19 protein-coding genes are annotated in these 23,392 nt (G+C 74.2%); 2 read left to right on the top strand and 17 right to left on the bottom strand.

Features of this window, described 5'->3' with window-relative positions; translation table 11 throughout:
* Nucleotides 1-227 precede the first annotated feature (227 nt).
* From OG994_RS00690 to OG994_RS00610, 17 genes are all read right to left on the bottom strand, one after another.
* Entirely contained in the window at nucleotides 228-1,295 is a 1,068-nt protein-coding gene (locus tag OG994_RS00690; protein ID WP_120330301.1) for a polyprenyl synthetase family protein, read from the bottom strand.
* Nucleotides 1,292-2,701 (bottom strand): alkaline phosphatase family protein, encoded by a 1,410-nt coding sequence (locus OG994_RS00685; protein WP_192902222.1) that lies wholly within the window; start codon nucleotides 2,699-2,701, stop codon nucleotides 1,292-1,294. Before OG994_RS00685 ends, OG994_RS00690 begins: the two co-directional genes overlap by 4 nt.
* Entirely contained in the window at nucleotides 2,698-4,035 is a 1,338-nt protein-coding gene (gene eboE / locus OG994_RS00680; protein ID WP_328851877.1) for a metabolite traffic protein EboE, read from the bottom strand. The genes OG994_RS00685 and eboE overlap by 4 nt, the downstream gene beginning before the upstream one ends.
* Complete coding sequence (locus OG994_RS00675; RefSeq protein ID WP_328851876.1) at nucleotides 4,035-4,901, bottom strand: TatD family hydrolase; 867 nt, start codon at nucleotides 4,899-4,901, stop codon at nucleotides 4,035-4,037. Before OG994_RS00675 ends, eboE begins: the two co-directional genes overlap by 1 nt.
* Nucleotides 4,901-5,524 (bottom strand): EboA domain-containing protein, encoded by a 624-nt coding sequence (locus OG994_RS00670; RefSeq protein ID WP_120330298.1) that lies wholly within the window; start codon nucleotides 5,522-5,524, stop codon nucleotides 4,901-4,903. Before OG994_RS00670 ends, OG994_RS00675 begins: the two co-directional genes overlap by 1 nt.
* Before the next feature lie 89 nt (nucleotides 5,525-5,613).
* Complete coding sequence (locus tag OG994_RS00665; RefSeq protein ID WP_120330297.1) at nucleotides 5,614-6,645, bottom strand: sugar phosphate isomerase/epimerase family protein; 1,032 nt, start codon at nucleotides 6,643-6,645, stop codon at nucleotides 5,614-5,616.
* The gene (locus OG994_RS00660; RefSeq protein WP_120330296.1) at nucleotides 6,642-7,595 is read right to left on the bottom strand and encodes an SCO3242 family prenyltransferase; all 954 of its coding nucleotides are present in this window, start codon (nucleotides 7,593-7,595) and stop codon (nucleotides 6,642-6,644) included. Before OG994_RS00660 ends, OG994_RS00665 begins: the two co-directional genes overlap by 4 nt.
* The gene (locus OG994_RS00655) at nucleotides 7,579-8,745 is read right to left on the bottom strand and encodes an inositol-3-phosphate synthase (protein WP_120330295.1); all 1,167 of its coding nucleotides are present in this window, start codon (nucleotides 8,743-8,745) and stop codon (nucleotides 7,579-7,581) included. The genes OG994_RS00660 and OG994_RS00655 overlap by 17 nt, the downstream gene beginning before the upstream one ends.
* 618 nt (nucleotides 8,746-9,363) lie before the next feature.
* Nucleotides 9,364-10,581 carry a Gfo/Idh/MocA family protein gene (locus OG994_RS00650; protein ID WP_407942590.1) on the bottom strand — a complete coding sequence of 406 codons (1,218 nt, stop codon included), beginning with the start codon at nucleotides 10,579-10,581 and terminating at the stop codon, nucleotides 9,364-9,366.
* A gap of 37 nt (nucleotides 10,582-10,618) precedes the next feature.
* On the bottom strand, nucleotides 10,619-11,680 hold the full coding sequence (locus tag OG994_RS00645; protein WP_120330293.1) for a substrate-binding domain-containing protein: 1,062 nt from the start codon (nucleotides 11,678-11,680) through the stop codon (nucleotides 10,619-10,621).
* 95 nt (nucleotides 11,681-11,775) lie between these two features.
* Nucleotides 11,776-12,891 (bottom strand): ABC transporter permease, encoded by a 1,116-nt coding sequence (locus OG994_RS00640; RefSeq protein WP_120330292.1) that lies wholly within the window; start codon nucleotides 12,889-12,891, stop codon nucleotides 11,776-11,778.
* A 67-nt stretch (nucleotides 12,892-12,958) separates the two neighbouring features.
* A complete protein-coding gene (locus tag OG994_RS00635) occupies nucleotides 12,959-14,473 on the bottom strand; it encodes a sugar ABC transporter ATP-binding protein (protein WP_328853633.1) in 1,515 nt (504 codons plus the stop codon).
* Between the two features lie 178 nt (nucleotides 14,474-14,651).
* Nucleotides 14,652-15,830 (bottom strand): ROK family protein, encoded by a 1,179-nt coding sequence (locus OG994_RS00630; RefSeq protein WP_120330291.1) that lies wholly within the window; start codon nucleotides 15,828-15,830, stop codon nucleotides 14,652-14,654.
* 206 nt (nucleotides 15,831-16,036) lie between these two features.
* Complete coding sequence (locus OG994_RS00625) at nucleotides 16,037-17,083, bottom strand: YihY/virulence factor BrkB family protein (protein WP_328851874.1); 1,047 nt, start codon at nucleotides 17,081-17,083, stop codon at nucleotides 16,037-16,039.
* A 64-nt stretch (nucleotides 17,084-17,147) separates the two neighbouring features.
* Nucleotides 17,148-17,957 carry an ABC transporter permease gene (locus OG994_RS00620; protein WP_120330289.1) on the bottom strand — a complete coding sequence of 270 codons (810 nt, stop codon included), beginning with the start codon at nucleotides 17,955-17,957 and terminating at the stop codon, nucleotides 17,148-17,150.
* Between the two features lie 11 nt (nucleotides 17,958-17,968).
* A complete protein-coding gene (locus OG994_RS00615) occupies nucleotides 17,969-18,769 on the bottom strand; it encodes an ABC transporter permease (protein WP_120330404.1) in 801 nt (266 codons plus the stop codon).
* Nucleotides 18,770-19,006: 237 nt separating this feature from the next.
* A complete protein-coding gene (locus OG994_RS00610; protein ID WP_328851873.1) occupies nucleotides 19,007-19,939 on the bottom strand; it encodes an ABC transporter ATP-binding protein in 933 nt (310 codons plus the stop codon).
* A gap of 94 nt (nucleotides 19,940-20,033) precedes the next feature.
* Between OG994_RS00610 and OG994_RS00605 the strand changes: the two genes are divergently transcribed.
* Together OG994_RS00605 and OG994_RS00600 are read left to right on the top strand one after the other, a co-directional pair.
* Entirely contained in the window at nucleotides 20,034-22,349 is a 2,316-nt protein-coding gene (locus OG994_RS00605; RefSeq protein WP_328851872.1) for a TRAP transporter permease, read from the top strand.
* Nucleotides 22,346-23,365, top strand: coding sequence for a TAXI family TRAP transporter solute-binding subunit (locus OG994_RS00600; RefSeq protein WP_328851871.1), 1,020 nt, complete (start codon nucleotides 22,346-22,348; stop codon nucleotides 23,363-23,365). Before OG994_RS00605 ends, OG994_RS00600 begins: the two co-directional genes overlap by 4 nt.
* Nucleotides 23,366-23,392: the final 27 nt, after the last annotated feature.

Below are 23,392 nucleotides of genomic sequence, written 5' to 3'. Positions count from 1 at the left end.
TGCTCGGAGGTCACCAGTCGATGGGTTACCGCGCCGCCGGTTCACCTCGACGAAACAGTGGATGCTGGGCACGACCTTAAATTACGTACTTAAATATGTCCATACGTTCTGCCGATCCGGACCTGACTTTCGCTGGATCGGTCGAAAGTCGCGGGGGTGTGCGCCGCGCCGGAACGGACGGCGGGCCGACCGGCGGACCCCGCCGGGGCCCGGCCCGGCCGGGTCCCTCAGGAGCGGCGGTCGATGGCCAGCCCGGCCAGTTCGACGAGCGCCGCGCGGGTCTCGTCGCCGACCGGTGCGCGCTCCAGGGCCGCGAGGGCGGCGTCGGTGCGGACGCGGATCATCTGCTCGATGCGGTCGCGGGCGCCGGTCGCCTCGATGATCGCGCGCAGCTCGGCGGCGCCGTCGGCGTCCAGGTCCGGGTTGCCGAAGAGTTCGCGCAGCCGCGCCGTCTGCACCCGGTCGGCGGCGCTGCGCGCCAGCGCCATCATCACCGTGGGCTTGCCCTCGCGCAGGTCGTCGAGGATCGACTTCCCGGTGACCGCCGGGTCGCCGAAGACGCCCAGCACGTCGTCGCGGAGCTGGAACGCGTCGCCCAGCGGGTCGCCGAACTCCGCGAGCGCGTCGACGAGCTCCGGCGGCCCGCCCGCCAGGGTCGCGCCGATCTGCAACGGCCGGGTGACCGTGTATCGGGCCGCCTTCATCCGGATCACCGTGAGCGCGCTGGCCACCGAGCCGTCCCCGACCCCCGACACGAGGTCCAGGTACTCCCCCGCGATCACCTCGGTACGCATCAGCGCGAACATCGCGTACCCCCGGTGCACCTGCTCGGTGGTCAGCCCGCACTCGTGGAACATCTGGTCCGACCAGGCGGCGCACAGGTCACCACAGAGCAGCGCCGTGTTCCGGCCGTACGCCTCGGGGTCGCCGCGCCAGGACGAGCGCGCGTGCAGGTCGGCGAAGAGCCGGTGCACCGACGGCTCGCCCCGGCGGCGGTCGCTGCCGTCCAGGATGTCGTCGTGGATCAGCGCGAACGCGTGGAACAGCTCCAGCGCGGCCGAGGCCACCACGATCGGCGTGCCGTCCTCGCCGCCGGCGCCCCGCCAGCCCCAGTAGCAGAAGAGCGGGCGCAGCCGCTTGCCGCCGGCCAGCACGAAGCGCTGCAGGGCGGTGAACACCCCGCGCGGCGCCCCGTCGGGCCAGTCCGGCCCCTGCCGCTCCAGGAACGCGGCGAGCTCGGCGTCGAACCGTGCCCGCAGGCCGCTCGCGTCGGTCGGCGCCACGGTGACCGTCACGGCGCCTCCCCCCGCGTCCCGGACGCGGTGAGCCCGGCGAGCTCCAGCAGGAGCCCCTTGACCTCGGTGGCCGCGATCCGTTCCCGGGCCGCGGACCGGTCCGAGCAGAGCAGCACCGGGCCGTCCGCCGGATGGGCCGGCAGCCGGCCGTGTGAGCCGCGGACCGCCCGCGCGCCGGCGTCGAGGCCCACGACGTTCATCAGGTACCGCATGCCGAGCTTCTTGCGGGCCAGCGCCACCGCGGCGCGGCGCTTGGCCGCGGCCGGGGCCGCCGGGTCGAAGAACAGCTCGGCCGGGTCGTAGCCGGGCTTGCGGTGGATCTCCACGAGCCGCGCGAAGTCCGGCGCGCGCGCGTCGTCCAGCCAGTAGTAGTAGGTGAACCAGGCGTCCGGTTCGGCCACCAGCACCAGCTCGCCGGCCCGCGGGTGGTCCAACCCGTGCGCCGCCTTGCCCTCGGCGTCGAGCACCTCGGCCACGCCGGGCAGCCCGGCGCAGAGCTTCGCCACCGCCGGCACGTCCGCCGGGTCGCGGACGTAGACGTGCGCCACCTGGTGGTCGGCCACGGCGAACGCCCGCGACGTCCACGGGTCGAGGTACTCCATCCCGGCCTGGGTGTGCACCCGCAGCAGCCCCTCGGCGCGCAGCAGGCGGTTGACGTCGACCGGTCGGGAGGCGTCGGTGATGCCGTATTCCGACAGCGCCACCACTGTCGCGTCCCGGGCCTCGGCGGCGTCGAGCAGCGGGCCGAGCACGCCGTCCAGCTCGGCCGCCGCGGCGGCGGCCCGGGGCGACGACGGGCCGTACCGTTGCAGGTCGTAGTCGAGGTGCGGCACGTAGACGAGGGTCAGGTCCGGCGAGTGGTCGGCGAGGATCTGCTCGGCCGCCCGGCAGATCCACGCCGAGGAGGCCAGGCCGGCGCCCGGCCCCCAGTAGCTGAACAGCGGGAACGTGCCGAGGCGGCCGGTGAGCGCGTCGTGCAGCTGCGGCGGGTCGGTGTAGCAGTCGGGCTCCTTGCGCCCGTCCGCGTAGTAGACGGGCCGTGGGGTGACGGTCCAGTCCACGTCCGCGCCCATGGCGTACCACCAGCACACGTTGGCCACCGTGTAGCCGGGCTCGGCGCGCCGGGCCGCCTGCCAGAGCTTCTCACCGCCGACGAGCGCGTTGTGCTGCCGCCACAGCAGCACGTCGCCGAGGTCGCGGAAGTACCAGCCGTTGCCCACGATCCCGTGCCCGGAGGGCGGCTCGCCGGTCAGGAACGTCGACTGCACCGAGCACGTCACCGCGGGCAGGACGGTGCCCAGCTCCGCCCGGAAACCCCGCTCGGCCACCGCGCGCAGGCGCGGCATGTGCGCCAGCAGCCGCGGGGTCAGCCCGACCACGTCCAGCACCACCAGTCGGCGACTCATGCCGGCACCTCGCTCCGCTCCACGCCGCCGCGCGGCGTACCCGACTCGTCCCGCTCGACGCCGCCCGGCGCCGCCGTATCGTCCCGCCCGACGCCGCCCCGCGCCGCCGTATCGTCCCGCCCGACGCCGCCCCGCGCCTGCGCGTCCGCGCCGTCCCGCCGGTCGCCCGGCGCGAGGCCGAGCGCGACCAGCTCCGCGCGGGCGAAGGCCAGCTCGGCGGCGATCCCCCGGGCCAGCTCGGCGTCGGTGCGCGGGCGCCGCGCCTCCGGCAGCACCCCCCAGGTGTACGTCTCGACGTCGAGGTGGTCGCAGCCCGCGCCCGGACCCTCGTAGAGCGCGGCCAGCGCGGCGCGCAGGACCGGGAGGGTGGACCGGAGCGGCTCCTCGGGCGGGGCGTGCAGCGGCACGTGGTAGTGCACCCGCCACGGCCCCGGCAGCTCCGCGTCGAGCGCGGCGTCCAGGTCGTCGGCCGCGTACGCGGGATCGGCCGGGTCGGCGCCGCCCGCGCACCCGGCGGCCCGGGTCTGGTGCAGGAACCGGGGCTCGACCCACCGCCGCAGCGCGTCGGCCGCGCCGCCCGGGTCGGGCGCCTCCAACGCCGCCGAGACCTGCACCTTCACCACGGGCAGGCCGGCGGCGCGCAGCCGGGCGAACGCCTCGGCCGGCTGCTCCCAGGCGCAGGCGAGGTGCGCGAGGTCGACGCACACACCGAGACGGTCGGTGTCCACACCGGACAGCAGGCCGGCGGCCTGTCCCGTGCTCTCGACCACGCAGCCGGGCTCCGGCTCGAAGGCGACCCGGATCCGCCGCCCGGTGTCCCGCTCCACGTCGGCGAGGCCGGCGGCCAGCTCGTCCAGCCGCCGCCGGGCCGCGTCGGCGCGGGCCGCGTCCCACGGGTGCCGCCAGGCCAGCGGCAGCGTGGAGATCGAGCCGCGGGCCGCGTCGTCGGGGAGCAGGTCGGCGAGCACCCGGGCCAGGTCGAGGGTGTACGCGAGCCGCTGCGGCGTGGTCCAGTCGGGGTGGTAGACGTCGCCCTTGACCACCGGGGCCTGGAACGCCGCGTACGGGAAGCCGTTGAGGGTGACCACCTCCAGCCCTCGTGCCGTGAGGTCGGCCCGGAGCCGCCGTCGGGCGGACGCGTCGGCGGCCAGCTCGGCGGCGACCGGGGCGGCCAGCCACAGCCCCAGGCCCAGCAGCTCGGCGTCGAGCGCCTCCCGGACCGGCACCGCGTACGTGTCGAGCTGGGCGCGGATGCCGGCGAGGTCCTCGGCCGGGTGCACGTTGGTGCAGTAGCCGAGGTGGACGGTCTCGCCCGAGGAATGTCGCAGTCGCATCAGCTGCCCCCGCGCAGGATCGAGTTGCCGGCGAACGTGCCGGCCGGCCCGTCGGCGTCGGCGAGGTCCGGCTCGGCGAGGTCGAGCCGCCCGGACTGCCCGTAGAACTCCACGGGGTTGCGCCAGAGCACCCGGTCGACGTCGTCGTCGCTGAAGCCGGCCATGAGCATCGCCTCGCCGGTGGCCCGGGTGAGCAGCGGGTCGGAGCGACCCCAGTCGGCGGCGGAGTTCACCAGCATCCGCTCGGTGCCGTGCTCCCGCAGGATCTCCACCATCCGTGGCGGCGACATCTTGGTGTCGGGGTAGATGGAGAAGCCGAGCCAGCAGCCGCTGTCCCGGGCCAGCTTCACGGTCACCTCGTTGAGGTGGTCGAGCACCACCCGACCCGGGTCAATGCCGGACTCGCGGACCACCGCGAGGCTGCGCTCGACGCCCCGGGCCTTGTCCCGGTGCGGCGTGTGCACCAGCGCCGGCAGGTCGTGCGCCACGGCCAGGGCGAGCTGCGCGGCGAACGCCTCGTCCTCCTCCGGGGTCATCGAGTCGTAGCCGATCTCGCCGACCGCCACGACCCCGTCCTTGTCGAGGTAGCGGGGCAGCAGGTCGAGGACAGGCCGGCAGCGCGGGTCGTTGGCCTCCTTCGGGTTCAGCGCGATCGTCGCGTGGTGCCGGATGCCGAACTGTCCCGCCCGGAACGGCTCCCAGCCGACGAGCGAGTCGAAGTAGTCGGTGAACGACGCGGGGCTGGTGCGCGGCTGCCCGAGCCAGAACGCCGGCTCCACCAGGGCGCGGACGCCCGCGGCGGCCATCCGCTCGTAGTCGTCGGTGGTGCGCGAGGTCATGTGGATGTGCGGGTCGAAGATTCGCATCACGCCTCCCGGGCGGCGGTGGGTCGGCCGGAGCCGGCGGTGAGTCGGTCGAGCAGGTCGGTGGCGTCGGCGGGCATGGTGCGGCCGGCGGCGTGCCGTTCGTCGGCCAGGCCGGTGAGCATCGCGGCCAGTTCCCCGTCGGCGCGGGCGTCGAGGTCGGCCACGACGGCCAGCGGCACGCCGGTGAAGACGCACTTGAGCACCGCCTGCCGCCAGGCGGCGGCGTCCAGGTGCCGGGCGTACGGGCCGAGGGCCGCCGCGAGCAGCCGGGTGTCGTTGGTCCGGATCGCGTCGTGCAGCAGGGGCACCGCGTCCGGGCCGATCGGCAGCAGCGGCAGCGCCTTGAGCACGGCACGCTTCTCGGCGGCGTCGCCCTGGCGGTAGAGGGTGTCGGCGTACCGGGCGTGGTCGCCGGGGAGCGTGGCGAGCAGGAGCGCGCGGGCCGCCTCGTCGGCGGTCCAGCCGGGCGCGTCGGGCAGGGCGGCCCGGCCGCAGCGCCGGCCGGCGGCCGGGAAGAACCGGGTGATCGTCGCGGGCTCGTCGGCCACCTGCCGCAGCGCGGTGTCCAGCCAGTCGGGATCCGGTACGCCCCGCAGGGCCGTCCGGAGGTGCTCCGGTGTCATCGTGCCTCCCCTCGGCGCCGGTCCGACCGGCGCCTGCGCGGTCTCGCCGTGGGCGCCCGGGCGTCGCCCGGACCCCCTCTGCTCCGCCCCTACATACGCACCGGGGCCGTTCCGCTCGACGGTGCGTCCGAGGGTGCGGAGCTGAGGGGCGCGGAGGCGTGCGCCGGGGCCGGCGCGGCGGCCTGCGCCGGTACCGCCGCGTGGGCGCGCGTGCCCGTGCGGGGCGGCAGGGTCCGGGCCCGGGCCGCGGCGGCCCGGAGGAACTCCAGCGACCGCGCGGCGACGGTGGGCGCGGCGTGCGAGTGCCGGGGCAGTTCCACCGCGATCAGGCCGCGGTAGCCGGCGTCGCCCAGGGCACGCAGCACGGGCGGGAAGTCGATCTCACCCTCGCCGAACTCGAGGTGTTCGTGGACGCCGCGGCGCATGTCGTCGATCTGGACGTTGACCAGGTGCGCCCCCACCTCGTGCACGCAGTGGGGCACCGGTTGGGGCTCCAGGCAGCGGCAGTGCCCGATGTCGAGGGTGATGCCGAAGCAGGGCGGGTCGTCGAGGGCGGCGCGCAGCCGCCACCACCCGGCGATGTCCTCGACCAGCATGCCGGGCTCCGGTTCGAAGCCGAGCCGCACCCCGGCCCGGTCGGCCGCGTCGGCCACGGTGGCGCATCCGGCCACGAGCCGGTCCCAGGCGGCGCGGGGCGGAACCGGGTCGGGGCGTACGCCGGCCCAGAACGAGACCGCCTCCGCCCCCAGGTCGGCGCCGACCCGGACGGCGCGCCGCAGGAACTCGACCCGCCGCGTCGGGTCGTCGTGCAGCAGTGTGGGCGCGTGCTTGTGCCACGGGTCGAGCAGGTAGCGGGCGCCCGTCTCGACCACCACGGCGAGGTCGAGGGAGTCCAGCCGGCGCCGCAGCGCGGCCACCCGGCGCACCAGACCGGGCGCGAACGGGTCGAGGTGGTCGTGGTCCAGGGTGAGCGCCACCCCCTCGTACCCGAGGTCCGCGATGACGGCCAGCGCGTCGTCGAGCCGGTGGTTGGCGAAGCCGTTGGTGCCGTAGCCGAAGCGCGGCGGGGCGGGATCGGCCGGCGACGTGGCGGGCGCCGGGTCGGGGGGTGGGGCGCTCATGTCGGCGAGACCTTCCGGGCCAGGCGCCGACCGATCGGCGCCGCGGCGGCGACCACGAGCCCCAGCAGGCCGGCCCCGCCACGGGCGGTGAGCGCGCCCTGGAGCGCGGGCAGCCCGGTGATGCCCGCGCCGACCGCCGCCCGGACCCGCCCGGCCGTGGGTTCGGCGACCACGCGGGCCTGCGCCGCGCCGTAACCCGTGGCGTACCAGGTGGCCAGCGCGGCCGGCACGAGCGCGGCGAGCGCGCCGCGACGCGACGCCTCCCTCGGCGTACGGGCACCGCGCCGCCCCGCCGCGGCGGAGGCGTCGGCCGGACCGGGGGTGGCGGTCGCGGGGGTACGGCGTGCTGCCCGGGCCGCGGTCGCCGCGACGACGGCGGTGCCGGCGAGGGTGCCGAGCGGCAGGGTCGGGTCGGTGCCGGTGACCTCCCGGCGGGAGAGCGCGGTGACCGTCCAGGTGTGCGCGGCCACGGTGAGCGCCGCCGGCAGGGCGCGGGCCGGCCGGCCGCCGGTGGCGGCGCCGAGCAGCACGTCCAGCCCCCGGCAGGCGGCCATCACGGCCGGGCCGGCGGCGGTGTTCTTCGCGCGCAGGTCGTACCCCCAGACGGCCGCGGCCAGGGGCACCGCGACCGCCGCGGCGCGCCGGCCCCCGGCGGCGGTGGCGAGGGCCAGCCCGGCCGCGGTGAGGCCGGCGGCCAGCCCGACCGCCGTGCCGGGGCGGACCCGGCCGCTGGGGATCGGCCGTTCGGGCCGCTCGACGGCGTCCAGGTCGCGGTCCGCCCAGTCGTTGGCGGCCATGCCGGCCCAGTACAGCAGCACCGAGGCGCCGGCCAGGGCGGGCGTGCGCCGGTCGAGTGCTCCAGCCGCCGCGGCGCCGGCGACGACGTCACCGGGGACCGAGAGCGCGGCCGGCGCGCGGACCAGCTCGGCCAGGTCAGCCAGCGTGGCCATCGGCGTTCTCCTTCCCGGCGTGCAGGTCGCGGGTGAACTCCGTGAGCCGCGCCCACTGCTCGGCGAGCGAGTGGGTCGGCGCTCCGAGCGGGTCCTTGAAGAAGAACGCCAGCTCGGTCAGCGGGCCCACGCGGCCGGCCGCGTGGGCGGCGGCGGTGAGCCGGGCCAGGTCGAGCACGAGCGGCGCGGCGAGCGCCGAGTCGCAGCCGTGCCAGGTGAACTCCATGCGCATCCGGGTGTCGAGGAAGCCGGTGAACGTGACCAGGTCCCAGGCGGTCTTGAAGTCGCCGAGGTCCTCCACGTAGTCGATGCGGGTCTCGCCCTGCGGCACGTAGCCAAGCGTCTCGCCGAGCACGCGCTGTTTGCTCTCCACCTTGGCGGCGTTGGCGGCCGGGTCGGCCAGGTTGGCGCCGTCGCCGCCGCCCAGCAGGTTCAGGCCGGACCAGGAGCGCACCCGCAGGTGGCGCATCGCGAACATCGGGGCCAGCACCGACTTGACGAGGGTCTCCCCGGTCTTGCCGTCGTGGCCGGCGTACGGCAGGCCGCGCTCGACGGCCAGCGCGTGCAGCGCCGGCAGCCGGGCGCCCGTGGACGGGGTGAAGTCGACGTAGGGGCAGCCGGCCTGAAGCGCCGCGTACGCGTAGAGCGAGCTGGCCGGCAGGACGTCGGGGGTGTCGGCCAGCGCGTCGCGCAGCGCGGCCAGGTCGGCGTGCGCGGGGTGCGGGTGCGCCGCCGGTTCGGTGGACGACACGTTGACCACGACCACCCGGTCCAGCCGGTGCCGGTCGCGGAAGTCGGTGAGGTCGCGGACGACGGCGGCGACCCGGTCGGCCGGGGTGTCGCCGCCGGGCGCGCAGCGCAGCTCCTCCTCGACGGCGGCCAGTTCGTCAGGGAGCGCGGCGACCAGGCGGCCGGGCAGGACACCGGCGGCGGCCAGCGTCTCGGCGCGCTTGGCCAGCGGGGTCGTGGCCACGTCGTGGCCGCCGAACACCAGGTCGGCGAAGGCCGGGAGCGCGGGGCCGCGCAGCTCGGGGAGTTCGGTGACGCATCCGGTCGGCCCCGCGAGGTGGGCCCGCAGGGCGAGACCTCCGACGATGCTCGTGGTCGCGACCGAGCCGCGCGCCCCCACCAGCCAGACACCCGTACGCATGGCGCCCCTTCCCCGGTCAAGGAGGACCGTTGTGCATCGAATTATATTGATATCAGAAGTTGCTCCGGAAAACTATGGGTGTGAGCGGATGGGCCCCGTCCGCCCGTCCGCCCCGGAGCGGCCCGGCGTCGACGTCGGCGGCGACGGCGCCGGACCGGCGACCCGGTGCGGGTGCGGACGGACGGGGCTGGCAGGCAGGGTCGGTCGGCGTCGCGACCCTGCCTCCCCCGTATCCGCGTCGGGGCGGTGGCCCGCCGCCCCGGCCGGACGTCTCAGCGGCCGCGGCCCGCGGCGGGTGGGCGGGACAGGTCGGTGACGGTCGCGCGGGAGGCGGGCGGTGCCATCTGCTCCTCCGGATCGTCGTGGGTGGTGGCGGCCCTCCGGTGCGGCCGGGGAATCCCGGTCCGGCCACACCGGACGGCCGTCCTGCGTGTGCCACCGGGCACGTCGCCCGGGTGCACGCCCTTTCGGACCCGACCTCGTCCCGGCCGCGGGGCGCAACCGCGGCCGGCCCTCGCCGGTCGGTCCGGAAAGGTTCTCGGGCGGGGCGGTGTCGTCACCGCCCCGCGGGCGGACAGGGTCTCCGGCCCGGCCGGGCGGACCCGGCCGGGCCGACGGTCAGACCGCCACCGCGGTCAGGGCCGGCTCCACGTCGGTCCACGACGAGCCCAGCTCGGCCGAGCGGACCACGGCGTCCAGCACGAGCTGGACCTGGAGGGCGTCGGCGAAGGACGGCTCCGAATCGGTGCCGGTGGCGATCGCCTCGATGAAGTCACGCATCTGGTGCGTGAACGAGTGCTCGTAGCCGATGATGTGCCCCGGCGGCCACCAGGCCGACATGTACGGGTGGTCGCCCTCGGTCACCAGGATGCGGCTGAAGCCCTGCTCGGCGGTGGGCAGCGTCGCGTCGTAGAACTCCAGCTCGTTGAGGCGCTCCAGGTCGAACACCACACTGCCCAGCGAGCCGTTGATCTCCACACGCAGGGCGTTCTTGCGCCCCGTGGCGAAGCGGCTCGCCTCGTACGTGGCCAGCGCGCCGCCGTCGAGCCGCGCCACGAACAGCGCGGCGTCGTCGACGGTGACCGGACCGGTGGCCGGGCCCGCGCCGTCGGCGTGCCCGTCCACCGAGCCGTCCACCGTGGCCGCCAGCCCGCTCGACCCCGCCGGCAACGGCCGCTCCTTGACGAACGTCTCCGTCACGGCGCTCACCCCGGTGATCCGCTGGCCGGTCACGTACTGGGTCAGGTCGATGATGTGCGCGCCGATGTCGCCGAGCGCGCCGGAGCCCGCCCTATCCTTCTGCAGCCGCCACACCAGCGGGAACTGCGGGTCCACGATCCAGTCCTGCAGGTAGGCCGCCCGGACGTGCCGGATCACGCCGAGCCGTCCGTCGGCGACCAGTCTGCGCATCATCGCGACCGCGGGCACCCGGCGGTAGTTGAAGCCGCACATCGACCGCACACCGGAGGCCCGGGCCGTGGCCGCCGCGGCGGCCATCGCCCTCGCCTCCTCCACGGTGTTGGCCAGCGGCTTCTCGCACAGGACGTGCTTGCCGGCGGCCAGCGCGGCGAGCGCGATCTCGGCGTGGCTGTCGCCCGGTGTGCAGACGTCGACCACGTCGATGTCGTCCCGGCTGACCAGGTCACGCCAGTCCGTGGTGTACGCGTCCCAGCCGAGCCGGTCGGCGGCCTCCGCCACGTTCCCGGCGTCCCGGCCGCAGATCAGCGCCATCCGGGCCCGCGCCGGCAGGTCGTACACCCGGTTCACGGTGCGCCAGGCCTGCGAGTGCGCGGCGCCCATGAACGCGTAGCCGACCATGCCGACCCGCAGTTGCATGTCTGTAGTGGACAAGGTGGGTCTCCCCCCAGATGTGTCAGAACCCGAGCTTGAGGTAGTTGCTCACGTTCTCCTTGGTGATCGTTTCGGAGGCGAGGATGATCTCCTTGGGCACCTGGAGCTCGACGAGGTCCGACATCCCCTTGCCCTGGGCGATCAGCCGGGCCAGCGAGATGGCCGAGGACGCCATCGACGGGCTGTAGGTGACGGTGGCCTTCAGCACCGTGTTGTCGGCCTGGATGTCCTCCATCGCCTTCTTCGAGCCGGCGCCGCCGACCATGAAGAACTCCTTGCGGTTGGCCTGGTTGATCGCGGCCAGCACGCCGATGCCCTGGTCGTCGTCGTGGTTCCAGATCGCGTCGATCTTCGGCAGCGCCTGGAGCAGGCCGGTCGCCGCCTGCTGGCCGGAGTCCGCGGTGAACTCGGCGGCCCGCCGGTTGGCGACCTTCAGCCCGTGCTGGGCCAGGGTGTCCGCGAAGCCCTTCGAGCGCTCCTGCGTCAGCTCCAGCGAGTCGATGCCGGCGATCTCGCCGATCACCGGGTTGCTGACCCCCTTGGCCTTGAGCTGCTCGGCGATGTACGTCGCCGCGGCCACGCCCATGCCGTAGTTGTCGCCCTTGATCTGGAGCCGGTACGCCTTGGCGTCGGGGAAGGCGCGGTCCAGGTTGACCACCGGGACGCCGGCCTGCATGGCCTCCAGGCCGAACGCGTTGAGTTCCTTGCCGTCGTGCGGCAGCAGCACGATCACGTCCGGCTTCTGGGACAGGAGCGTGGACAGCGCCGCCCGCTGGGCCGCCGCGTCGGCGCCGGCCTCGACCGTCTTGAACTCCACGTCGGAGTACGCGGCGGCCTGCGCCTTGGCGTTGTTGGTGATCGCGGCGATCCAGCCGTGGTCGGCGGCCGGGGCGGAGAAGCCGATGGTCACCCGCTCGCCCGGCGCGGCGTTGCCGCCGGCCGCGGCGTCGGCGCCCTTGGTCTGCGCCGTGGTCGGCTCCTGGCTCTCGTTGCTGGTGCAACCGGCCAGCAGCACGCCGGCGCCGACGGCGGCCCCGCCGAAGAGCAGGCGGCGGCGTGACAGGTCGCGACTGTGCTGGGTCATGACGACCTCCTGTATTCGCGGTGGTGGGAGTGGAAAGGGTGTGCGAGGCCCGGCCACCGTCGCCTGCGCGGTGGCCCGGATGTGCGGTGGTGGGGTCAGGTGGTGGTGAGCCGGTTGCGGCTGAGGAACTGGGTGAGGCTGCGGAAGTGCACCTGCTGGACCAGGACGGCCGCCACGATGATGCCGCCCTTGACCATGTTCTGGGCCTCGGTGGAGAGGCCGTTGATCGCGAAGAGGTTGGTGATCGTCGAGAAGATGATCACCCCGAGGAGGGAGCCGATGATGGTCCCCCGCCCGCCGCTGAGCAGCGTGCCGCCGATGATCGCGGCGGCGATCGCGTCCAGCTCGTACAGGTTCGCCATCGCGGCCTGGGCCGAGGTGGCCTGGGCCGTGAGCATGATCGCGGCGATGCCGCAGCAGAGCCCGGACAGCGCGTAGAGCAGCAGCGTGTGCCGCTTGACGTTGATGCCGGCCAGCCGCGCCGCCTCCGGGTTGCCGCCGACCGCCACCGTCCGCCGGCCGAAGGTGGTGCGGTTGAGCAGCACCCAACCGGCGATGACGACCGCCGCGAGGATGTAGACCAGCAGCGGGATGCCGAGCAGGTTCGTGCTGGCGATGCTGTTGATCGTGTTGTTGTCCGACACCTGGGTCTGCTTGTTGGAGATCTCCGCCGCCAGACCCCGCGCCGCCACGAGCATCGCCAGCGTGGCGATGAACGGCACCAGCCGGCCGTACGAGATGAGCAGGCCGTTGACGAGGCCGACACCGAGGCCCACGGTCAGCGCGCAGAAGATCATGCCGCCGGCGCCGTAGCTCTGGGTGGCCACCGTGGTGGCCCACACCCCGGCCAGTGCGACGATCGCGCCGACCGAGAGGTCGATGCCACCGCCGATGATCACGAAGGTCATGCCGACGGTCACCACGCCGACCACGGACGCCAGCTTCAGGATGGTCAGGAAGTTGCTCCACACCCAGCTCGAGTCGCCGTAGAGGTCGGGCCGGGTGACGATGCCGATCACGATGAGGGCCACCAGGACCCCGATCAGCCCGAGGTTGCGGCGGGCGCCCTCACCACCGTCGCCGCGCCACCAGGAGAGCCGGCCGGTGGCCGCGTGGCCCGCGGCCGCGGTCTCGGCCGGGTCCACCGGCGGCGACTGCGCCGGCAGCTTTGCCGCCCGCTCCGCGGCGGGGGTCTCCGTCACCTCGCTCACGCCGCCACCTCGGTTCCGCTCCACAGCGGCCCGACGCCCAGCCGCGTTGTATGGACGATCCGCTCGCTCATGCCGCCGCGCCTTCCATCAGGGACCCCGCCATGACGAGGTCGAGGACGGTGTTCTCGTCAAGTTCGCCGGCGGGGGCCTCGCGGACGACCCGCCCCTCGCGCATCACCAGGACCCGGTCGGCGAGACCGAGCACCTCCGGCACCTCGCTGGAGACCAGCAGCACCCCCACGCCCTGCTCGGCGAGGGACCGGATGACCTGGTACAGCTCGGCCCGGGCGCCGACGTCGACGCCCCGGGTGGGCTCGTCGAGCAGCAGCAGCTTCGTGTCGCCGAGCAGCCAGCGCCCGACCACCACCTTCTGCTGGTTGCCGCCCGAGAGCGTGCGTACCGGCCGGCGGACGTCGCGCGGGCGCAGCTCGAGGCTGTCGGCGATCCGGTCCGCCTCGGCGCGCTCCCGCCCGGCGTCGGTGAAGCCGGCTCGCGCGTACCGGGCGAAGGTCGCCAGCGTGACGTTACGGTAGATGGGCTCGCCGAGCAGCAGCGCCTGACTCTTGCGCTCCTCCGGCGCCATGCCCATCCCGGCCCGGACCGCCGCGCCGACGCTGCCGGGGCGCAGCACCCGGCCGCCCATCCGCACCGTCCCGGCCTCGGCCCGGCGCGCGCCGTAGATGGTCTCCAACAGCTCCGAGCGGCCGGAGCCGACCAGCCCGGCGATGCCCACGATCTCCCCGGCCCGCACGCGCAGCGACACGTCGGCGAACTCGCCGGACCGGGTCAGGCCCCGCACCTCGAGCAGGTCGGCCCCCGCCGGCTCCGCCTCGGCCGCCCGCTCCGGGAAGACGTACTCGATGGTGCGGCCGGTCATCCGGCTGACCAGGTCGCGGGTCGGGGTGTCGCGGGCCGGCAGGTTCGCCGCCGTGGTCCGGCCGTCCTTGAGTACGGTGACCCGGTCGCCGATCTCGCGGATCTCCTCCAGCCGGTGCGAGATGTAGATGACCGCGATGCCCTGGGCGGTCAGCTCCCGGATGATCCGGAACAGGTTGCCGACCTCGTCGTGGGCCAGCACGGCGCTCGGCTCGTCCATGATGATCAGTCGGGCCTCGTGCGACAGCGCACGGGCCATGCTGACGACCTGCTTGCCGGCCGCCGGCAGCGAGCGCACCATCCGGTTCGGCGGGATCTCGGCGTGGCCCAGCCGGCCGAGGATCTGCCGGGTCCGCCGGGCCATGTGCCCGCGGCGGACGAAGCCGAACCGGCGGGGTTCGTGGCCGAGGAACGCGTTCTCCGCGACGGAGAGGTCCTCCACCAGGTCGAGCTCCTGGTAGATCGTGGCGATGCCGGCCCGCATGGCAGCCTGCGGATTCGGGAAGGTGACCGGCTGCCCGCGCCACTCGACCTGGCCGGAGTCCGGGCGGTGCACGCCGGACAGCACCTTGATGAGGGTCGACTTCCCGGCGCCGTTCTGCCCGAGCAGGCAGTGCACCTCGCCGGCACGGACCTCCAGCTGCACACCGTCCAGGGCGCGTACGCCCGGGAACGTCTTGACCACGTCGGTGAGGCGCAGCACCACCTCGCCGGCCACGGCGTCGGCCGGGGCCTCGACCAGCGGAGCGTCCACGCCCGGACCCTCCGCACCGCCGTCCGCCGGGCTCGCGTGCCCTCCGGTCACCGCACCCTCCTCCCGTTCGCTCACCGTGCCTGCTCCGTTCGCGAACGCCGGGCTCGCCGACCCGGCTCGCTCCCCGCGCTCATGACGCCTCGCCGAACGCCACGTCGCTGGCGAGCACCGCCGCCCCCGCGACACCGGCTCGCGGGCCGAGTTCGGAGAGGACGACGGGCAGGTTGCCGGTGGCCAGCGGCAGCGACCGCCGGTAGACCACGCTGCGGATCTCGGCGAGCAGGATGTGGCCGAGCTGGGCGAGGCCGCCACCGATCACGATCATGGACGGGTTGGCGAAGCTCACCAGCCCGGCCAGCACCCCGCCGACCCGCCGTCCCCCGTCGCGGATCAGCTGGATGCAGGTCACGTCCCCCTCGACGGCGCCCTCGGCGACGTCGAGCGCGGTGACCGCGCCGTTGGCGGCCAGCCGCTCGGCCAGCGCCGGGGAGATCCCGTTGCGGGCGGCGGCGGTCGCGTCCTTCGCGAGCGCGGCGCCGCTGAAGAGGGCCTCCAGGCAGCCGATGTTGCCGCACGAGCACATGGGACCGTGCGAGTCGACCTGGATGTGCCCGATGTCGCCGGCGCAGCCGTCGGTGCCCCGGTAGACCTCGCCGCTGAGGTAGATGCCGCAGCCGATCCCGGTGCCGATCTTGACGAAGAGGAAGTCGTCGACCGAGTGGGCGACACCGCCGTGCCGCTCGCCGATCGCCATGATGTTGACGTCGTTGTCGACCACCGCGGGGCAGCCGTGCTCGCGGGTGAGCAGCTCGCGTACGGGGAACCGGTCCCATCCGGGCATGATCGGCGGGGACACGGGCACCCCGTCGCGGAAGCTCACCGGCCCCGGCACGCCGATGCCGACCGCGTCGAGCCGCTCGTACGCGCCGTCCACCTTGGCCTTGTGCAGCAGCTCGTTGACCCGCTGGAGGGTGACCTTCGGGCCGGAGCGGATGTCGGCCGGCTCCGCGTACGCGGCCACCGGCTCCAGCCGGCCGTTGACCACCTCGACGTCGATCGAGCTGGCGCCCAGGTCGACGGCGGCGAAACGCAGGCGCGGGTTCAGTTCCACCAGGGTGGACCGCCGTCCGCCCCGGGACGCGGCCAGCCCGGCCTCGGCCACGTAGCCGAGGCTGACCAGCCGCTCCAGCTCGGCCAGGAGCCGGGGGCGCGGCATCTGCAGCCGGTCGCCGAGCTCGGCCCGGGAGACCGCCCCCTCGTCGCGCAGCAGCCGCAGGAGGCGTACGTGCAGCGGGTCCTCCGTCCGCACCGGGACTCACCTCCGCATCGGCGTCGCTCACATCGACGCAACGGCAATGTGTTGTGCCCGACACAGTAGGAGGGTTCCGTGCCGCATGTCCAGAGCTTCAGCCAATCTTGATCCAACTTTTGTCCGAACGAACAAAAGCTAATAGTGGACCAAGTAAAGCGGGTGGCCGCCCGTGCGAGCGGCCACCCGGATGTGCGTACGGCGGATCAGCGCTGACGCTTCTTGCGGAGCTTGCGGTCGTCGCGCAGCTCCACGTAGGGCTCCTTGTCCGCGGGGTGCCCCGCCGAGATGGCCCGGCCGCGTTCCAGCTCCGCGTCGAACTCCGCCCCGAGCAGGATGGCGATGTTGGTCAGCCACAGCCAGATCAGGAAGATGATGACGCCGGCCAGGGTGCCGTACGTCTTGTTGTACGAGCCGAAGTTGGTCACGTAGAGGGCGAACAGACCCGAGACGACCAGCCAGATCACGACGGCCAGCACCCCGCCGGGGCTGACCCAGCGGAAGCCGCCGTGCCGGGCGTTCGGCGAGGCCCAGTAGAGGATCGCGAACATCAGGCTGACGAGGATCAGCAGGACCGGCCACTTGGCGATGTTCCAGACCGTCACGGCCGTGGAGCCGAGCCCGATGGCGTTGCCGGCGGCCTCGGCGAGGCGGCCGGTGAAGACCACGATCACCGCGCTGACCAGCAGCATCACGCCGATCACGGCGGTCACGCCGACCCGGATCGGCAGCGTCTTCCAGATCGGCCGCCCCTCCGGCACGTCGTAGATGGCGTTGGAGGCGCGCATGAAGGCCGCGATGTAACCGGAGGCGGACCAGAACGCGGCGAGCAGACCGAGGACCGCGGCGAGGCTGGCCAGGCCGCCGGACTGCTTCGCCTGGTCGATCGCCCGTTCCAGGATGCCCTGGATGTTGCCCTCGGGGATCGCCTGGGTGACCGTGTTCTTGACGGTCTCGGTGGTCTCCGGCCCGAGCAGGCCGAGGATGGAGACGAGCACGAGCAGTCCGGGGAAGATGGAGAGCACCCCGTAGTAGGTCAGTGCGGCGGCCCAGTCGGTGAGCTTGTCCTCCTGGAACTCCCGCACCGTCCGGCGCAGCGTCGCCATCCACCCCGGGCCGGGGATCTGGGCGGGGCTCTGCGGGCCCTCGTCCGGGCCCACGGGCCGGGCGTTCCGAGGTGGGTCGGGCCGGTCGGCGGCCCCTCCCGCGGCCGCCGCGTCGCGGTCGCGGCCGGCAGACTCGTCGGCGGTCATCCACCCCTCCTCGTCGTCGCGAAAGTCCCGAAGGACATGCCCCGACAACGGCGGTGATAACCACCTACCTGTAGAGCAACCGGCCCATCCGGCGCGCCGCCACCAGCAGACCCACGGTCATCACGGCGACCAGGTAGAGCACGTCGAGCAGCGACGACCAGCCGCCGGTGCCGAGCGCGACGCCCCGGATCAGGTGCACCGCCCGGTAGAGCGGGGTGACCTCCACGAGCCACCGCACGATCGCCGGGTAGGCCTCCGCAGGGACGAACGTGCCGGAGAAGAGGAAGAGGGTGAACTGCGCCGAGCCCATCAGGTCGAAGTCCTGCCAGCTCCGCATGAACGTGGCCAGCGCCATGCCGAGCGCGCCGAACGCGAATCCGACGAGCACCGCGGCCGGGAAGGCGGCCGCCGCCCGACCCACGGTGGTGAGGTCCATGGCGGCCATCACCACGAGGAAGGCGGCCGAGTACGCCCCGCCCCGCAGCATCGCCCAGCCCAGCTCACCCAGCGCGATCTCGAACGGCTGCACCGGGGTGGCGATCACCCCGTCGTACAGCTTCATGTACTTCATCTTCCCGAAGAAGTTGAAGGTGGTCTCGGCGAGCGCGCCGGTCATCGCGGAGGACGCGAGCATCGCGGGGGCCACGAACGCCGCGTACGTCACCACCTGGCCACCGGGGAGCGTGAGGTCGCCGACCAGCGCGCCGACTCCCACGCCGATGGAGAGCAGGTAGAGCAGCGGCTCCACGAAGCCGGAGACGAGCAGCAGCCAGTAGACCGACTTCAGCGCCGCGATGTTGCGCTCGGCCACCGACGCCGACCGCCGGGACGCGGCGGAGACGTCGACCAGCCGGGGCAGGACCAGGCTGACCACGGCACTCCTCCCTAGACGACGAGCGTGCGGCGGAACACCCGGCGGGCCAGCAGCGCGCCGCCGAGCGCCCAGGCCGCGAGGTAGAGCAGGTGACCGGCCACCGACCACTGCGGAGCCACGCCGAGGGTCGCCGCTCGGCAGAGGTCGACCGCGTGCCAGAGCGGCGTCGCGTACGCCAGTTGGCGCAGCCCCTCCGGCAGGCTCTCGACGGGGAAGAACACCCCGGCGAAGAGGGTCATCGGGATGACGCCGAAGCGGAACAGCATGGCCAGCCAGCTGTCGCTGGAGACGGACGCGCTGTAGGCGAACGTCGGCGCGGCGACGGCCAGGCCGAGCAGCGCCACGACCGGCAGGGTGGCCAGCGCCCACGGTGAGCGCAGCGCCCCGAACAACCCGGTGACCAGCAGGAACGCCGCGATGGTGGTGAGCACCCGGAACAGCACGTAGAGCAGGTGCCCGGCGAGGATGTCACCGACCCGCAGCGGGGCGGCGCTCTGCGCGTAGTACGTCTTGACCCACTGGAAGTTGCTGAACACCGGCCAGGTCGAGTCGCCGAGCGCCACCTGCAACGCGGTCGACGCGATGAGCCCGGGCACCAGCCAGTCGAGGTAGGGCACCCCGTCGACGCCCTGGTCGATGTAGGCGCCGACGCCGAGGCCGAACCCCAGCACGGTGAGCACCGGCAGCAGGAACGACGAGAAGACCCCGGCCCGCCAGGTGCGCCGGTAGCCGACCAGGTAGTAGTGGAGCACCGCGAACGCCGGCACCCGCGACCGCGTCGGCCGGGCCCGCGCCGATGACGCCACGTCCACCACGATCACCGCCCCCGACTCGCCGTCCACTGCCTTCCTACCCCGGGGGTACGACAGGCCGGAGCCACCCTACGGCCGGCCGCCGGTGCTGTCGCGGCAGTTTCGGGCACGGCGCCGACCATGGCTCCCACTGGACAACGCGCACTCTCCCGTGATCGGTGGCAGCTCAGCCGGTCGGCACGCGCGCCAGATGCCGGCCGGGCCGCCAACGATCGTGGCGGGCCCCGCCGGACGGGCTCACTCGACCAGCGTGCGGCCGGTGAGGTGCAGGAACACGTCCTCCAGGCTGCTGCGCCGGACCAGCACGTTGGCCGGGGTGAGGCCGAGCGCCTGCACCTCGGCCACGGCCGCGTCGCCGTCGGCGACGTAGAGCAGGACCCGGTCGGGCAGCACCTCGACCCGCTCCCCCAATCCGTCGAGCTTGCCGGCGAACGCCTCCTGCGACTCGGCGGCGAAGCGCAGCTCCACCACCTCACGGGTGGAGTAGCGCTCGATGAGGGCGCGCGGTGAGCCCTCGGCGACGATCCGGCCGCCGTCCATGACGACGAGCCGGTCGCAGAGCTGTTCGGCCTCGTCCATGTAGTGGGTGGTGAGCACCAGCGTCACGCCCTGCTGCTTGAGCCGGAACAGCCGCTCCCACACCAGGTGCCGGGCCTGCGGGTCAAGCCCCGTGGTCGGCTCGTCGAGCAGCACGATCTCCGGCTCGTTGACGAGCGCCCGGGCGATCGTGAGCCGGCGCTTCATGCCGCCGGAGAGCGGCTCGACCTTGCTGTCGGCGCGCTCGGCGAGCTGCACGAAGTCGAGCAGCTCGCGCGCCCGCTCCCGGGCGACGCGGCGCGGGATGCCGAAGTAGCGCGCGTAGGTGGTCAGGTTCTCCTGGACGGTCAGCTCGGGGTCGAGGTTGTCGAGCTGCGGGCACACCCCGAGCCGGGCCCGGATCGCCGGCCCGTCACGCACCGGATCCATGCCGAGGATGCGCAGCTCGCCGCCGCTGGGCGGGGAGATGCAGCCGATCATCCGCATGGTGGAGGACTTGCCGGCGCCGTTGGGACCGAGGAAGCCGAACGCCTCACCGGGAAGCACCTCGACGTCGATGCCGTCGACCGCGGTGAAGTCACCGAACCGCTTCACGAGCCCCCGGGCCCGGATGAGTGGCTGAACCGTGGTCACCGCCCGACCCTAACGGCCGGGTCCGACAGCGCCACCGGATTTACCGGCTCCGCGCGGCCCCCGCCCGCCGCGTATCGACGTGTATCGTCCTGTTGTGTCGCCGATCCGTTCCTCCGACGGTCCGTCGCCGACGCGCGAGGCCGGCGAAGCCCCGGCGGCGTCCACCCGCGACCCGGGCGCGGTCTCCGAGCTGGCGGCGCAGTTCGAGGACGAGAAGCCCGGCCGGGTGCTCGCCGGCCGCACCGGCGCGCTCGTCGCCGCCGTGGCGCTCGTGGTCGGCGCGCTCGCCCTCTGGCAGGTCTTCCGGCCACTGCCCCAGGGGAGCAAGTACTACCTGATCATCTTCCTCGCGGGCGTCCTGCCGCTGGTCTTCCTCGCCTACCCCGCCGACCTGCGCCTGCGGCCCCGGCTGCGTCGGCTCGCCCGCCGCCACGACACCCCGGCGCGCGTCCCGCCGCGCCAGCGCGCCGCCGACGCCGCGCCGCCCGAGCACGACAGCGCCGCGCCACCCGAGCACGCCCCACCCCGAGACAGCGCCGCGCCACCCGATGACAGCGACACGCCACCCGATGACAGCGACACGCCACCCGGAGACACCGCCGCGCCACCGTCCGCCGCGGGCCGGTCCCGTCCCACGCCGGCGGACTGGGCCCTCGCCGCGCTGGCGCTGGCCGCCTGTCTCTACCCGGTCCTGCCGTTCTCGATCGGGTCCGGCGGGGGCGGGTACGACGCCTTCCTCGACCGGCAGGGGCTGCTCGTCCCGGCGGACCTCGTGATGGGCACCGTGCTCCTCCTCCTGCTGCTGGAGGCGTGCCGGCGGACCACCGGCTGGATCCTGCCGGCGGTCTGCCTGCTGTTCCTCGGCTACGGCTACTACGGGGGGCTGCTGCCGCAGTCGTGGCCGGTGGCCCACGCCGGGCTCGACTTCAGCCAGCTCGTCGACGCCTTCTACAACTCCGACAGCGGCTTCTACGGCACCCCGCTGGACGTCGCCGCGTCGTACATCGTGCTGTTCACCATCTACGGCGCCGTGCTCGACCACTCCGGCGCCGGGCGGTTCTTCGTCGAGCTGTCCACGGCCGCGTTCCGCCGCTCACGTACGGCCGCCGGGCGCACCGCCGTCGCCTCCGGTTTCCTGCTCGGCACCGTCTCCGGGTCCGGGGCGGCCACCACGGTGAGCATCGGGGCGGTGACCTGGCCGATCCTGCGGCGGGCCGGATACCCGGCGGAGCGGGCCGGCGGCATGCTGGCCGCGGCCGGCGTGGGCGCGATCCTGTCCCCGCCGACGCTGGGCGCGGCGGCGTTCATCATCGCCGAGTACCTGGGCGTCTCCTACCTCCAGGTGCTCGGCTGGGCCACCGTGCCGACGATCCTGTACTACCTCGGCATCCTCCTCGCCGTGGAGATCGACGCCCGCCGGTCGGGTGTGCGTCCGGTGGCGATCGACGCGGCGTCGCCGTGGCGGCTGCTCGCCCGGTTCGGCTACCACTTCGCCTCGCTGGTCGTCATCGTCGTGCTGCTCGCGCTCGGCATGTCGGCGACCCGGGCCGTGGTGCTCGCCACCGCGCTGGCCGCCGTGCTGTCCTTCCTGGACCGGTCCCACCGGCTCACCCCGGCCCGGCTCGTGGGCTCCCTGGTCGCCGGCGTACGCGGCGTGCTGGCGGTGACCGCCGTCTGCGCCGCCGCCGGGATCATCACGGCGACCACGACGAAGACCGGGCTCGGCCCGCAGGCGGCGGCGCTGCTGGTGGACGGCGCCCGGATGCTCACCAGCGACCCGGCCGCCGTCCTCGTGCTCACCGCGGTGCTCGCGGCCGTCGCGCTCAGCCTGCTGGGGCTCGCCGTGCCGGTCACCGCCTCGTTCGTCATCGGCTGGGTGATCATCGGCCCCGCGCTGCTCGACCTGGGGGTGGCGGCGCCGGCCGCCGCGATGTTCGTCTTCTACTTCGCGGTCCTCTCCGAGGTCTCCCCGCCCACGGCGCTCGCCGCCGTCGCCGCGTCCGCGGTGACCGGCGGCCGGCTGGTGCCGACCATGTGGCAGGCCCTGCGGTACGCGCTGCCGGCGTACCTCATCCCGATCGCGTTCGTCATCACGCCCGCCGGGCTCGGGCTGCTCGGCATCGGCGGCGTACGGCGGGTCGTGGTGGCCGCCGTGGTCCTCGCCGTGAGCGTGGCCGTGCTCGCCGTGGCGGCCGGCGGCTGGCTGCCCGGCGTCGGGCCGGCCGGGGTGCCGGAACGGGTGGTGGCCGCGCTCGCCGGGGTGTTCCTGCTGCGGCTGGAGGCGGTGCCGGTGGCGGTCGGCGTCGGGCTGGCCGTCGTGGCGGTCGCGGGCGTGCTCGTACGACGTGGATCCGCCGGCCGGTCCGGCGGGCCGACCGGAACACCGGAGCTGAGGGAGGTAGCACAGTGAGCGGGAAGAAGGTCCGGCTCGTCGCCGGCGTCGGCGTCCTCGCCGTCGTCGCCGCGGGGACGGTGGGCTGCGGCGGCCGGCAGGGCGGCGCGGCCCGGGACGACACGGCCAGCGAGGTCACCTGCGAGGTGACCCGGGACACCCGGGTCGGCATCGCGACCGGCAACGCGACGGGCGTCTACTACGTGGTCGGCAACGCCCTCGCCGGGCAGCTCGCCGACGCCACCGGCGGCAGACTGACCGGCACGGCCGCCGAGACGGGCGCCTCCGTGCAGAACATCGAGCAGCTCGTCGCCGGCCAGTACGACGTGGCCTTCTCGCTCTTCGACACGGCCGTCAACGCGGTGCAGGGCAGGGAGAGCTTCACGTCGGCCCAGCCGGTGCGGGCGCTGACCCGGATCTACGACAACTACACGCAGGTCGTGGTGCGCAGCGACGCGGGCATCGCCTCGGTGGCCGACATGCGGGGCAAGCGCATCTCCACGGGCTCGCCGAAGTCCGGCACCGAGGTGATCGCCCACCGGCTGCTCCAGGCGGCCGGTCTCGACCCGGCGAAGGACGTCCAGGCGCAGCGGCTCGACCTCACCAAGACCGTCGAGGGGATGAAGGACGGCAGCATCGACGGGTTCTTCTGGTCCGGCGGGCTGCCCACCGGCGGCCTCACCGACCTGTTCACGACGGCCCGCGACCGGGTCCGGTTCCTCGACATCAGCCCCCTGCTGCCGAAGATGGCCGAGCTGAACCCCGCGTACCAGGCCGGCACGATCGGCCGGGACGCGTACGGCACGGCGGCCGACACCCCCACCATCGTGGTGCCGAACGTGCTGCTGGTCCGCGAGGACCTGGACGCCAACGTCGCGTGCGCCATCACCCGGACGGTGTTCGAGCGGCGGGACGCGCTGGCCCAGGCGAACCCGGCCGCGAAGGGCATCACGCTGGAGAACGCCCGCCGGACGGACCCGGTGCCGCTGCACCGCGGCGCGGAGAAGGCGTTGCAGGACCTGGGCGCCCGCTGAGCACGGCACCGTCGCCCGCCGACGGCC

The sequence above is a fragment of the Micromonospora globbae genome (genome assembly GCF_036184225.1).
Lineage (GTDB): Bacteria > Actinomycetota > Actinomycetes > Mycobacteriales > Micromonosporaceae > Micromonospora > Micromonospora globbae.
Note: the sequence above shows the minus strand (reverse complement) of the source record. Positions and strands in the feature narration are given on the sequence as shown.

What these genes read in the sequence shown, in the direction of transcription:
- OG994_RS00685 (WP_192902222.1), bottom strand. Translation starts at nt 2,701, where the DNA reads ATGAGTCGCCGACTGGTGGTGCTGGACGTGGTCGGGCTGACCCCGCGG.
- eboE (WP_328851877.1), bottom strand. Translation starts at nt 4,035, where the DNA reads ATGCGACTGCGACATTCCTCGGGCGAGACCGTCCACCTCGGCTACTGC.
- OG994_RS00675 (WP_328851876.1), bottom strand. Translation starts at nt 4,901, where the DNA reads ATGCGAATCTTCGACCCGCACATCCACATGACCTCGCGCACCACCGAC.
- OG994_RS00670 (WP_120330298.1), bottom strand. Translation starts at nt 5,524, where the DNA reads ATGACACCGGAGCACCTCCGGACGGCCCTGCGGGGCGTACCGGATCCC.
- OG994_RS00665 (WP_120330297.1), bottom strand. Translation starts at nt 6,645, where the DNA reads ATGAGCGCCCCACCCCCCGACCCGGCGCCCGCCACGTCGCCGGCCGAT.
- OG994_RS00660 (WP_120330296.1), bottom strand. Translation starts at nt 7,595, where the DNA reads ATGGCCACGCTGGCTGACCTGGCCGAGCTGGTCCGCGCGCCGGCCGCG.
- OG994_RS00655 (WP_120330295.1), bottom strand. Translation starts at nt 8,745, where the DNA reads ATGCGTACGGGTGTCTGGCTGGTGGGGGCGCGCGGCTCGGTCGCGACC.
- OG994_RS00650 (WP_407942590.1), bottom strand. Translation starts at nt 10,581, where the DNA reads ATGCAACTGCGGGTCGGCATGGTCGGCTACGCGTTCATGGGCGCCGCG.
- OG994_RS00645 (WP_120330293.1), bottom strand. Translation starts at nt 11,680, where the DNA reads ATGACCCAGCACAGTCGCGACCTGTCACGCCGCCGCCTGCTCTTCGGC.
- OG994_RS00625 (WP_328851874.1), bottom strand. Translation starts at nt 17,083, where the DNA reads ATGACCGCCGACGAGTCTGCCGGCCGCGACCGCGACGCGGCGGCCGCG.